Source organism: Celeribacter sp., assembly GCF_048259695.1.
In the GTDB taxonomy this organism is placed as follows: Bacteria; Pseudomonadota; Alphaproteobacteria; order Rhodobacterales; family Rhodobacteraceae; genus Celeribacter.
The window spans coordinates 579525-592545 of record NZ_JBLXHL010000001.1; the positions used below are offsets into that span (position 1 = coordinate 579525).

Genomic DNA, 13021 nt, shown 5'->3' on the forward strand with positions numbered 1-13021 from the left:
CACGCACCACGGCCCTCATCCGGCGGTCGCCGGGGAGATTGACACGCTTTCCGCCGCCTTCCACTCCGACATGAGTGATCTGCTCATTCAGTATCGGCCCAATGCATGGTTCTTTGGGCATTCCCATCGCAGGCTTCGCGCGAAGGTTCATGGTACGGATATCAGAAACGTGTCAGTGGGATATGCGGGTGAATTAATCGATGAATCGGTTTCATACTTGCGGGAGGCCTGTTTCTGGGAAAGCTAGGTAATGCTGCTAAGTGTCTATCGGACTTGCGCTCTTAGGCGATTCTGGCAAGCTGCTTGTATGGCGGATTCCGGACATTCGCTGCAGGGTTATCCAAGGTCGGCTTTTGGCATTTCAAGCATGGTGCAACACGGCTCTGGCATTTATCTGCGTCCTGCTTTGAACGATGAGGGCATTAAAAACGAAGCAAAATTTCACTATCCTTTACATGGAATTACTTGCCGCTGTATTCATCTAAAAAGTGAATTTTGAGGCAGCATTAGATGAACCACTTCGATGTTGGGAACGACCGCCAAGCACACTTAATTGCGGTTGAGTGGGAGATTGGTCCCGAACTTCTAGATGAAGTCGCTTGGGAACTCGAAGAAATTTCAGGAAATGATGGAGAAACCTATGGCTTCCTTGTCAGGTTCGATGAGGGATCAGATGCTCAGATTTTGGCACAACTTGGCCTCTCAGATGGTGAGTTGACGCGGGAAGTTAGCCTTAATGCATTTGACGCACCTGACAGCGATACCACAATTGAAGAAATCTCTGGAACGCGTGTTGTGGATTCTCGTTCGACTAGAGCGAAAAGGTGGACACCGCTAACCGAGATATCCGTTCGGAATTTTAAGGCGGCGAAGGAAGCCGAAATTCCACTTGGGAACGTTACGATCTTGGTCGGACCAAATGGAAGCGGTAAATCATCAGTCCTGCAGGCAATTCACTGGGCGGCCAGAGCAGCAAGCTACGTTTTACCTAAAAATCAGAAGGAAATGATATCCTTCGAGAGACTCGACTACATCCCTTCGAGTGACCCTTTGAAGACGTTACACAATGGCGAACTTAAGACCGGGGCGAAGTCTGAGGCCGTAGAAGTTTACTTTAGACATGCTTCAGAATCAGATGAGCAGATTCAAACCACAGTGCGAATCCGCGCTGCCCGAAACAAGGGTGGGATAACCGCCTATATGGAAGGCGGGAGTGCCGTCACACCTTACAAGCAGCGGTACCAATTCATAACCGCTTACATCCCCGGACTGGCTGGTCTTTCCGAAAGGGAGACCATTTTAGCTCAACCAACATTGCGCCGGCAGGCATCGAGTGGGGATGCGGGAGGAGTTCTAAGAAATATTCTTTATAATCTCAGCACGGATAGTAGTGATGACAACGAGGTTGGGGAGGGACAAGCTCGGCTTAGGGCGCTTAATCGGCTAATTAAAAGGGTTCACCCCAACTCATCAATCGACGTGTCGTTTGATGAACGGGAAGACTTTCATATCTCTGCCTCTATAGCAGATATTCAAAATGGCAGCGTTCGCCCTCTAGAAACCGCTGCAACTGGAATTTTGCAAGTTGTTCAAATCTTCGCGTATTTGATACTATTTAAGCCGAGGTTGATGCTCATCGATGAACCCGACGCGCACCTCCACCCCGATAAGCAGGAACGGTTAATCGAGGCCTTAGAGCTTGCCTCGAAAGAGTTGGACACCCAAATCGTCCTCACAACGCACAGCCCTAACATCGTAAGAGCCGCGAGCCTTGTTTCTAGACTTGTGTGGATGAGAGATGGAGTTGTCCAAACCGATGACGATGACGCAATTCGCCGCTTGCTGGGATGGGGTGGTTTAGACAAGTCTGTTTTGTTTTTTGTCGAGGATGAAGATGATAAACCCCTCAGAGCAATTCTCAGGCAATGGCCCAGTCTATCAGCGCAGGTTTCGGTCTGCCGTTGCTTTGGGATCGACAACTTACCTCGTGACAAGTTTCTCGAAGGCCTACTTGTAGATGGAGAACTCAAAGTCAAAGCTGCTATTCACCGGGACGGAGATTTCATGACCGAAGAAGAGGCCGCCAAATGGCGAGATAGCTTTGCAACTGAAGGTGTATATCCGTGGGTCACCGCGGGTTCTGACCTTGAGGGATACTTCTGTTCAGCAAAATATTTGGCCTCCTTATACGATGTAGACGAGGATGTCTCTGAGGGCTGGCGTTGCCAAGCTGCACAAAATATTGGGGGCGCACGGGATCATTTTCTTCAGAAACGGAAGAAGATTGTTCATGCTCTCTGGCCGGATGGAGGTTCTCCAGATGCTGTGGGTCTGTGGGATGCGGCTGGCGGCAAGTCACCCAATACAGTGAAAGGCAAGAAGCTACACAAAGCGCTGAAGCAAGTAGTTAAAGATGCTGGTAAGAACGACAAGTTGCTTGATGCTTTTACGATTCCAGATGGGTTTGTCGTTGCCGAAGATTTGAAAGTGATTTTAGAAGCCGCGCTGCAGTCAGACTAAGTAGGATATACAGACATTCGGAGAACTAACTACAAGTGGCTAACTAAGGTTTTGTCGTGAACCATAAGAATGTCAGGCGCATTTATACCGAAGAGAAGCTTCAGGTGCGCCGCAGCGGCGGCAGAAAGCGTGCTTTTGGGCCGTTAGTCTTGTCACTGACGATCACAAATTCAGTAAAAGCTCGTGTTCAAACCTTGAAATCACTGTCGTGAATGTCGCCAATTCGATAAACGCGATCGAATTCTCTTTCTTCAATACGAAACTGATTTATTCCGGCCCAACGAAGCTTTCGCCTCAGGTCTCGCGGATCGATATCCAAGCTAGAAGACAACAACTTAAGCGTCGTAAATATAGCATGAAACGCTTCTTGATCCTCATCAGTCATATACAATCCCATCCGGCGGGTCGCTGGACTAAACATTCGCGTCGCCTGAACGTGACCAGCTTCGACTAATGCATTCATGGTCCCATTCTTCTGCAATCCGACCTCCATCCCGAATTCGGCGAGAGTTGGGGCGGAAGGGCGTCCTGAGGTCAGCAAATTCATTTCCGCTTGTTGAACATGGATACCTGCGTAGCCGCGGAGGTCCTGCAGAAGCACAACATCAATCCTCCCATCTTTGACGGCCTTGGATGCATCATAGAGGCTCACGTGTGCGCGTCCCGCCGCAATAGGAAACGACACCCAACTTCCATCGTCCACCACCCTTTTTGCATTAACGGTGAGCTTTTTTAAAAATTGGTCCGCATCTCTCTTATCCCACTGAAATTTTGATATGCTGATCGGGAGCGCTGGTTTGATGAGATTTTCACGGGCAAGAGTTTCAAACTGTCCTGACGAAGCGCCAAGGTGTTCTGCCATCTCCTTAGCCCTCACTAACCGCGCGCACCATTTTAAGGTAGGTTCAGCTTGCGCAGCATCGAAGATAAGACGCTTGTGTGGGCGTGCATCGTCTCTCTTAATAACGCCGGCATGTTCTAAAATCTGCCTTGTAACAGTTACAGACTTGCCGGTTTGAATCGACGCGCTTTGTATGGAATGCCATCGGCGCTTTTGCACAGGAGTACCAAGGATTATTTCTCCCGATGGGACTTCCCAAGAATCGAGAATGACGTCGCGCACCAGATCGCGATAGATATTACATCTTTGGTTCTGAGCTGAATCGTGAGCCAACCATTGATAGAGGCGGCCAAACGCCTGACGCATGCCATCTTGAGGTCCTGAAGCCGAAATAGAAAGCTCTTTCAAGGCGCGAGATATCGCTTCATTTCCCTGATTAACTATATCAAAACCAATTGCACGAGCAGGTTTAATCGCGGTCTCCATATCTGGGAACGCACGTATCATTTCCACCCCGAGAAGATTGCAAAAGGTCGCTGCGCTATCGATATCGCGTTCCAAAATCCAGCCTGTGTCGCGGGCTCCCGATAAACGTCCATCCAGCCAATTATCATAGGTCGTTATCGCTTGTTCCTCTGCAGGTTTGTCGCCCTTCAGAATTCCAGTTGAAAGTCTCGAAAAGTTCGTCGCAAAATCATGTCGTTCCAATAGTGGGCTTACTTGCCAAATTGGGACCAGTGGCTGGCCATGGCGATGGCAGATTTCAACATATTTTAGCTGCCAGTGACCTCGCATTACCATCTGGGCCTGAGGCGGTGCTCGATCTGTTGCTACATCCTCCCGAAGACACGAAAGACACCCTCTGACTACCGGGTTCATCAAAGCGCGCGAACCATAGGCCTCACCGCGAAACTGTACTTGTACACCGAGTAATGGCTGCATTGTCCAGGATCGGACTTCGCGGAGCGTTTTGGCGTCCAACCCGAGAATGTCTGCAACCTGTTGAACCTGTTCCCCATCGTGGTTCACGAGCTTTTTAAAGGACAATCCAAGTTCGTTGCAAAAACTGCGGGCTGAGATTTCCCTTTGCCCTGCCGCGCGCGATAGCAGAGACAACAACCCTTCGCGAGGCTGCGGAGAAGGCGCAGAACGTAGTGGCATGGGTGACGATAGCCCCTCAGCAAATCGGATTTTGTAGACGTTTCATAACTAACTATGCGCTTCAATCGTCGTTTTCCATCGCCCTGCGCCCCCCGCACAGCATCGACACATAGTGCCAGCCTCGTAATTTTGTTTGCGTTCTGGATGGGCCTCGCCTTTCCGACACGCCGAAAGCAAACTACTGTGAAAGAAAAAGAATGGACGGGCACCAAATGGCAATCAAGAAAAGTGATATCTACCGCTCGCTCTGGGACAGCTGCGATCAACTCCGTGGCGGTATGGATGCTTCGCTTTATAAGGATTACATCCTCACGCTGCTCTTCATAAAATACGTTTCCGACCGCGCAGGGTCCAAGGATTCTTTGATCGATGTTCCTGAAGGGTGTTCCTTCAACGACATTAAGAATCTCCGCGGCGACAAAGATATCGGCGAAGGGATCGACAAGATCATCGCGAAGCTTGCTGAGGCCAACGATCTGACAGGTGTAGTGGACCGGGCATTCTTCAATGATGCGGAAAAATTTGGCCGTGGTGCCAAGATGGTCAGCACCCTCACGGCTCTGATCAATATCTTCTCGCGCGAAGAGCTGAACTTTTCGCGCAACCGGGCCGATGGCGATGATATTCTCGGCGACGCCTACGAATATCTTATGCGCAACTTCGCGACAGAAAGCGGCAAGTCAAAGGGACAGTTCTATACACCCGCCGAGGTGAGCCGCGTGGTCGCGGCCGTCGCCGGTACGGGTCGCGCTACCAGTCCCAAACAAACTGTCTATGATGGTGCGTGCGGATCAGGGTCGCTGCTTCTCAAGGCAGCTGATGCTGCGCCGGTTGATCTGACGATCTACGGTCAGGAATACGACATCACCACCCGCGGCCTCGCGGTCATGAACATGATTTTGCACGGTCGCGAAATGTCGGACATCCGTCAGGGTGACGTCATTGCAGAACCCCAGTTCCTATCTGGCGATACAACGCTGCAAACTTTCGATTTTGTCGTCGCCAACCCACCATTCTCGCTCAAAGCATGGAGCGCGGGGCTGACGGCCGACACCGACTTCGGTCGGTTCGAGGACAACATGCCACCTGAGAAGAACGGTGACTTCGCGTTCTTGCTGCACTTGCTCAAGTCCATGAAAGCCACGGGCTCCGGCGCGGTCATTCTCCCTCACGGCGTCCTCTTCCGTGGCAACAAGGAAGCCACCCTGCGCGAGAAGATCCTGCGCCAAGGATACGTCAAAGGTATCATCGGCCTGCCGGCTAACCTATTCTATGGCACAGGCATCCCTGCATCGATTATTGTGCTCGATAAATCGGAGGCCCGCGCGGAACGTCCCCTGTTCATGATCGACGCCTCAAAGGGCTTTATCAAGGATGGCAACAAGAACCGCCTACGGGAACGTGACATCCACAAGATGATTGACGCCTTCACACAAGAGCTAGAGATCCCCGGATACTCTCGCCGCGTGGAATGGAAAGAGATAACTCGCCACGACTTCAACCTGAATATCCCGCGCTATATCGACGGATCCGATCCCGAAGACCTGCAGGATATCGAGGCGCACCTGAAGGGTGGCGTGCCAAATCGTGACCTCGACCTTCTCAGTGATTTCTGGGACGAGATGCCCGGCGTACGCGGCGCTCTCTTTGGCCCCAACCCACGCGACGGGTATTCCGATCCGCTCATCGGCCCAGAAGACGTGCGGGACGCCATCCGCGAGCATCCCGAATTCACGGCATTCCGCGATACGATCCGCACAACGCTCAAAGGTTGGGCTGACGCCAACACGCCTCACCTGACGGGGCTTGGCCAAGGCGATCTGCCCAAGAAGCTAATCCATGACATTTCTGAGGATATGCTGGACCGGTTCAGCACCGCCCCCCTAATCGACAAATACGAGGCCTATCAGCGGCTCATGACCTACTGGTCCGAGACAATGCAGGACGATGTCTTTGTCATCACTGGCGAAGGTTGGAAAGCAGCCGCTGAACTGCGCGAGGCCCGCAAAGAGGTGGACGGCAAGAAAACCAAATGGCTCGAAGACGCGGACATCATGGCGGGCAAGGTGCGCCTTGTGGCCGATGTGATCCCGCCCGCGCTGGTGATCGCGCGGTTCTTCCACAAAATGCAGGCCACACTTGAAGCGGTACAAACCCGCGCCGATGATCTCACCCGCGAGGTCGAGGAGATGGTGGAGGAACACGGCACCGAGGGCGGTTTGCTGGAAAGCGCGCTGACCGATGCGGGCAAAATGACCTCGGCCACCGTCAAGGCGCGGATCAAGACGGGCGAGGCCGATGCAGAGGAAGCGCCGATGCTGAAACGCGCCGCCAAGCTGTTGGCGGATGAGGCGGCGGCGAAGAAAGCAGTGAAAGAGGCGCAAGCGGCACTCGATGAGGCCGTGCTGCGCAAATACCCCGACCTGACCGAGGACGAGATCCGCACGCTGGTGGTTCAGGACAAATGGCTGGCCGATCTGGAAACAAGCATCGCGGCAGAGATCGAAGCGCGGACAGAAGCCCTTACTGCCCGCGTGCGAGTTTTGACCGAACGCTATGGACGGACCTTGTCGGATCTGGAGGATGAGGTCGCGGCGCTGGAGGCGAAGGTTGCAGGGCATCTGGCAGCGATGGGGTACGCACTGTGAACCAGTTAGTTCATGCCGATGTCATTCCCGATGGATGGGTGAAAAAACCCTTATTTGACATGTGCCGGTTCATTCCGGGCAAAGCTCACGAGCCATTTATTGACCCGTTGGGAGAATTCACTTGTGTGAACTCCAAGTTTATTTCGACTGAGGGACAAGTCGCCAAGACCTGCAATCGCAGCATCACACCCGCAAAAGTGAACGACATCCTGATGGTGATGAGTGACTTGCCTAACGGGAGGGCATTGGCCAAATGCTATTTGGTTGGCGAACATGAGCGACTTGCGGTCAATCAGCGAGTTTGCATTCTCCGCCCAAAGCAAGGGTTTGACGCCCAGATGTTGTTCCACATCCTGAACCGTCACCCGTACTTCATGGCGTTTGACGATGGCGTGAATCAGACGCACCTCTTGAACGGGGTCTTTGAAAAATGTGTCCTTGCAGTCCCAGATGACCCTGAAGAGCAGAGACATCTTGGACAAGCGTTGTCGGATGCGGATGGGGTGGTTGAGGGGCTGGAGCGGCTGATTGCGAAGAAGCGGCGCATCAAGCAGGGCGCTATGCAAGACCTCCTCACCGCCAAACGCCGCCTCCCCGGATTCTCGGGGGAGTGGGTAGTGAAGACCCTTCAAGACCTTTGTTCCCAAATCCAAGATGGCACACATTTCACTCCAACCTACGTCGATATGGGCATACCCTTTTACAGCGTTGAAAATATTACCGCCCGAAATTTTGATGAATGTAAGTTTGTGACGCCCGAAGCTCACGCTGCCATGGCAAAGCGATGTCTGCCCAAACCGGGCGACATCCTAATGACCCGGATCGGTAGCATTGGCGACACGTATCTTGTAGATTGGAACCACGAGGCCAGCATCTACGTTAGCCTATGTCTTCTGCGACCATCGCCATCGGTCGACGCCTTGTACCTCTACGCCTATTCTCGGTCGAGCATGTTCGTCAAAGGCGTTGAGGACCGATCCTTGCCAAATGCGATCCCAAAGAAGATCAATTTAGGAGACATCGCTGATGTCGAGGTTTCGATGCCTATCGACCCTGCTGAACAGTCAGCTATCGCGTTCACGTTGAACGATATGGACGCCGAAATCACCGCCCTCGAAGCCCGCTTGCACAAAGCCCGCGCGATCAAAGAAGGCATGATGCAAAACCTACTGACCGGTCGGACCAGGCTGGTCTGATGCATTTATTCACGACACAATCCCCGCCACAGGAGGCCCTGACATGACCACTATCGGCGAGCCGGAACGCGCCACGCAGAACCGCATCATTGCACTGCTTAGCAATCATAACACCGCTGCGCCCGCCACAAAACCTGGGGGCCTCGGCTGGCGCTACCTTGGTGATTGGCAAAAGCGCGACGGCAACGCGAATATCGAAGAAAGCCTGCTGCGCCCGTGGCTCGCCTCTCGCGGCTACGCCGCTGATGTCATCAGCAAAGCCATCGCCGAACTCACCCGCGCCGCGCGGATAGAGGGCGCTAAGCTCTATGAGGCGAATGTCGCCGTTTACGACCTGCTGCGCTATGGCGTCTCCGTCTCCCCCGGTCCGGGTGAGGCCCCTGTGACCGTACGCTTTGTCGATTGGGATGACTCCGCCGCCAATGATATGGGCGTTGCCGAAGAGGTCGCGATCAAGGGCAAAAGCGCCAAGGCCTATAACAAGCGCCCTGATCTGGTGTTCTACGTCAACGGCATCGCGCTCGGCATCATGGAATTGAAGAAATCCACGGTTGGTGTAGGCGAAGGCATTCGTCAGACCCTCGACAATCAGGATGCAAAGTTCATCCGGCATTTCTTTACCACCAACCAGATATGCTTTGCGGGCAATGACAGCGAAGGTATGCGCTACGCTGGTATCCAGACGCCACAGCCTTATTGGTTGGCGTGGAAGGAAGACAGCGATATCACCCAGCCGCTGGACCGCGATGTGACGCAAATGCTGACGCCCGCGCGGTTTCTGGAGATCATCCACGATTTCACGTTGTTTGATGCAGGCATCAAAAAGATCACCCGCCCGAACCAGTATTTCGCGGTTAAGGCCGCGCAAGAGCGCGTGCGGGAACGTAAGGGCGGGATCATCTGGCAAACCCAAGGATCCGGCAAAAGCCTGATCATGGTGATGCTAGCCCGCTGGATCCGTGAGAGTTTACCGGATGGGCGCATCCTTATCATCACCGACCGCAAAGAGCTGGACAATCAAATCAAAGACGTCTTCGGCAACACTGGCGACAAGGTACGTCGCGCAGGAAGCGGCGCCGACTTGATGGCGGCGCTTGCCTCTCCTGAAGACCGCGTCGTTAGTTCTCTGGTCCACAAGTTCGGCAAACGCGAAGAAGGCGAAATGGACGCGCTGATCGCCGCCGTGCAAAGCGCAAGTCATGGCGGCCCCGTCGGTGACTTCTATGTGTTCATTGACGAAGCGCACCGTACGCAGTCCGGCAAGCTGGCCCGAGCGATGCGGCAGATCCTACCTGATGCAATGTTCATCGGGTTCACGGGAACGCCGTTGCTGAAATCAGATAAGTCCACGTCGCTTGAGACCTTCGGCCCATACATCGGCAAGCCATACCGGTTTGATGAAGCGGTCGAGGATGGCGTGGTGCTGGACCTTCGATATGAGGCCCGCGACATTGAGCAACGTGTCGGGTCTCACAAGAAAATCGACGACTGGTTTGATGAGAACACCAAGACGCTGACCCCAGTGGCGAAAGCCACGTTGAAGGCGCGGTGGGGTACCTTGCAAAGGGTGCTGTCGAGCCGTGAGCGTCTTAATCAGATCGCTGCTGACATCATTATGGACATGCTCAAGAAACCGCGGCTTTCCGCCGGAAGCGGCAACGCGATGCTGGTGGCCGGATCCATTCCGGAAGCATGCAAATTCTTTGAGATATTCAAGAACTCAGGTTCAGCCGTCGCGGACAAATGCGCGATCGTGACTTCCTACAAACGCAATGCGTCCGAGCTCACCGGTGAAGAAGCAGGTCTTGGGGAAACGGATAAGCAATACGTTTATAAGGTTTATGACAAGCTTCTTGGGGACCAGGATGAAGAAGATTACGAGAAAGAAGCCCTGCGGAAGTTCACTAAAGAGCCAGCGCAAATGAAGCTGCTCATCGTGGTAAGTCGTCTTCTTACGGGCTTCGATGCACCAACCGCGACTTATATCTATATCGACAAGCAGATGCGCGATCATGGCCTTTTTCAGGCCATCTGTCGCGTTAATCGGTTGGACGGGGAGGATAAGCCGTACGGATATGTCATCGACTACAAAGATCTGTTTCGAAACATCGAAGACGCTGTTGACGACTATACATCTGAGGCTTTCGACGGTTTTGAAGAAGGTGATGTTGATGGACTGATCTCTGATCGCGCAGAAAAGGCCAATGAGGATTTTCTTGGAGCGCGGGAAGCCTGGTTTGCCTTGTTGGATCCTGTCGAACAGCCCAAAGGTGACGATGAAATCTACGCCTATTTCTCGTCGTCGCACGGCATGACAAACAACCCCGATGCGGACGAGAAAACGCGACGTCGACAGGCGCTCTACAAGATCGCAGGTCGTTACGCTCGCACTTTCGGTACGGTCGCGGAAGACCCAGCCGCTGCCGGTTTCAACGATCTCAAAATGGCAGGTTACCGAAATGAAGTGGAACGCGCGCTGAACATCCGCAATGCCGTTCGGCTGCACAGCGGTGATGCGGTTGACTTCAAACTCTTCGAACCTGCCATGCGGCATCTGATTGATACCTACATCAAGGCCGATGACTCAGAAGTGGTGTCCGATCTGGACGACATAAGTTTGATTGACCTTGTCGCCAGTAAAGGGGCTGACGCGGCCGATGACGTCGCCACCAAGGTGGGGAAGAAGAAGGAAAACGTCGCAGAAGCCATCGAAAACAATGTGCGCAAGCTGATCATTGACGAGACACCGGTTAATCCAAAATTCTACGAGAAGATGTCGGAGCTCTTGGCTGACCTCGTCAAGCAGCGCCACGATGAAGCGATTGCATATGCGGAGTACCTAGAGCGGATCGCCGAGCTCGTGCGGCAAGCAAAACAGGGTCATGCCGAAAACTATCCAACAGGAATCAAGACCGCTGGCCAAAAAGCGCTGTTTGACAACTTGGGCGGCGATGCGAACGCGGCGCGCGCGGTGGATGAAGCGTTGAGAGAAAATGCCCCCTATGGCTGGCGAGACAACAAGATGAAGGAGCGCCTTGTCAGTCGGTGCATTGTGAACGCTCTTCCACAGGGCTTAGACCCTGAGCTGATCTTTGAGATTGTGAAGGCGCAGCATGAATACTGAACAACTTCATTTGGCCGGGATCGACATTGAAGTCGTCCATAAGTCGATTAAAAATCTGCATATTGGAGTGTATCCACCGGATGGTCGTGTACGCGTTGCTGCGCCACCATCAATGAGTTTCGACGCTGTTCGCGTAGCGGTCCTGACAAAGCTACCGTGGATTGAAAAAAGACGCCGCGACTTTCAACAACAACCTCGAGAAAACACCCGGGCATATGTCTCGGGTGAAACACATTGGCATTTAGGTCGACCGCTAAGATTACGGGTCGAGACAGTCACCCGAGGGCGGCCAGGTATTCAGGTTGAGGGTAACGATGCCCTTCGGATACGATTGCGTCCTGATGCGACTTTCGAGGATCGGGAGCGCATGGTTCTACGATGGTATCGTGAAGAGCTACGCACCCGTGGCCGCGATAGCGTTGAAAGATGGGCCAACATACTTAATGTGCCCAAGCCAGAGTTTGGCATCAAGCGCATGCGTACGAAGTGGGGCAGCTGTAATCCGGATACCGGTCGTGTTTGGCTCAACCTTTCGCTGGCCAAGAAGCCGTTACAGGCCATCGACTACGTGGCACTTCACGAGATGGCTCATTTCATTTCTCGAAAACACGATGATGCATTCATCGCAGTTCTCGATAGGCTGATGCCGTCCTGGAGGCAAGTAAGAAGCGAGCTCAATTCTCTGCCCTTGGATGCATGGTAGTGCGAGATCTGGAAGGCAAAAAAGTTCCCCGTGACAATTCTATCCTTGCCGGGGCCACTGGGATAGCCGCGCGGTCATGACTGAGAATGGTTTTGCAAATACTACTCTGGAGCGGATCCACTGGCTGACTCTTTACTTGCGACTTCCTGCAGGGGGAGTTGATGAAAAGTTCCCGACAGAATCAGCTTGCGAGGAGCGCCTTAGGGAAATTCGATGGCCAGAAGGTCTGACTTGTCCTAAATGCTCAAAAAAAGATATCGGCAATTTAACTAGCGAAAATTTCTATCCTTGCAAAAGTTGCAAGAAGCAATTCTCTGATACGTCAGGCACGATTTTGCATGGTCGCATGCTTGATTTGCGAGTTTATTTCCAGTTTTCCGCCGACATCGTATTACATCAGAAAATAGGAACGATCCCTAGTGCCCACGTGACTAAAGATAGTCTTGGGCTTGCGTACGCAACAGCTTACCGGTTGAAGAAAAACCTCACTAGATCATTGACTGAGGTCGACGGGGGACTCCTGGGACGCTGCATCTGCGTTGATGAAATAGACCTTCCGCAACATATTGATCCTGGTTCCGAAGTTCACTTAATTTGGCTTGACGCCGAAGATCGGCGCCGGCGTCAACGATCTCTCGGTTTTGAATAAAGTAGACAGTCGATCCACAAGTCTTCTCTGCCAGACACTTCCGGTTGCGAATTTCGAGATCTATATCTTCTTCACAACGGGCACCAATGCCTAACGAACGAAGAAAATTGCCAGCCAAAATCGACCGCTAATGGCGTTCTCTGGATGCGAATTTCGATAACGGAAAAGAAGTCTAAGCT

The 13021-nt window shown here is 52.9% G+C and carries 7 protein-coding genes; 6 read left to right on the plus strand and 1 reads right to left on the minus strand.

The window, feature by feature from the left end; genetic code table 11:
• The first annotated feature begins 510 nt into the window (after nt 1-510).
• Entirely contained in the window at nt 511-2520 is a 2010-nt protein-coding gene (locus ACN0Q0_RS02805; protein ID WP_417241827.1) for an ATP-dependent nuclease, read from the plus strand.
• Between the two features lie 187 nt (nt 2521-2707).
• Here the strand turns inward: ACN0Q0_RS02805 and ACN0Q0_RS02810 are convergent, their stop codons facing one another.
• Nucleotides 2708-4522 carry a TniQ family protein gene (locus ACN0Q0_RS02810; protein WP_417241828.1) on the minus strand — a complete coding sequence of 605 codons (1815 nt, stop codon included), beginning with the start codon at nt 4520-4522 and terminating at the stop codon, nt 2708-2710.
• Between the two features lie 212 nt (nt 4523-4734).
• Here ACN0Q0_RS02810 and ACN0Q0_RS02815 point away from each other — a divergent pair, with 212 nt between their 5' ends.
• From ACN0Q0_RS02815 to ACN0Q0_RS02835, 5 genes are all read left to right on the plus strand, one after another.
• The gene (locus ACN0Q0_RS02815) at nt 4735-7170 is read left to right on the plus strand and encodes an N-6 DNA methylase (protein ID WP_417241829.1); all 2436 of its coding nucleotides are present in this window, start codon (nt 4735-4737) and stop codon (nt 7168-7170) included.
• Complete coding sequence (locus ACN0Q0_RS02820; RefSeq protein WP_417241830.1) at nt 7167-8366, plus strand: restriction endonuclease subunit S; 1200 nt, start codon at nt 7167-7169, stop codon at nt 8364-8366. Before ACN0Q0_RS02815 ends, ACN0Q0_RS02820 begins: the two co-directional genes overlap by 4 nt.
• 43 nt (nt 8367-8409) lie before the next feature.
• The gene (locus ACN0Q0_RS02825; RefSeq protein ID WP_417241831.1) at nt 8410-11490 is read left to right on the plus strand and encodes a type I restriction endonuclease subunit R; all 3081 of its coding nucleotides are present in this window, start codon (nt 8410-8412) and stop codon (nt 11488-11490) included.
• Nucleotides 11480-12193, plus strand: coding sequence for a M48 family metallopeptidase (locus tag ACN0Q0_RS02830; protein ID WP_417241832.1), 714 nt, complete (start codon nt 11480-11482; stop codon nt 12191-12193). The genes ACN0Q0_RS02825 and ACN0Q0_RS02830 overlap by 11 nt, the downstream gene beginning before the upstream one ends.
• 76 nt (nt 12194-12269) lie before the next feature.
• Nucleotides 12270-12842, plus strand: a complete 573-nt coding sequence (locus ACN0Q0_RS02835) for a transposase (protein WP_417241833.1) — start codon at nt 12270-12272, stop codon at nt 12840-12842.
• Nucleotides 12843-13021: the final 179 nt, after the last annotated feature.

Bases quoted from the DNA above. Each gene is read 5' to 3' on its own strand.
- ACN0Q0_RS02805 (WP_417241827.1), top strand. From the start codon at position 511: ATGAACCACTTCGATGTTGGGAACGACCGCCAAGCACACTTAATTGCG.
- ACN0Q0_RS02810 (WP_417241828.1), bottom strand. From the start codon at position 4,522: ATGCCACTACGTTCTGCGCCTTCTCCGCAGCCTCGCGAAGGGTTGTTG.
- ACN0Q0_RS02815 (WP_417241829.1), top strand. From the start codon at position 4,735: ATGGCAATCAAGAAAAGTGATATCTACCGCTCGCTCTGGGACAGCTGC.
- ACN0Q0_RS02825 (WP_417241831.1), top strand. From the start codon at position 8,410: ATGACCACTATCGGCGAGCCGGAACGCGCCACGCAGAACCGCATCATT.
- ACN0Q0_RS02830 (WP_417241832.1), top strand. From the start codon at position 11,480: ATGAATACTGAACAACTTCATTTGGCCGGGATCGACATTGAAGTCGTC.
- ACN0Q0_RS02835 (WP_417241833.1), top strand. From the start codon at position 12,270: ATGACTGAGAATGGTTTTGCAAATACTACTCTGGAGCGGATCCACTGG.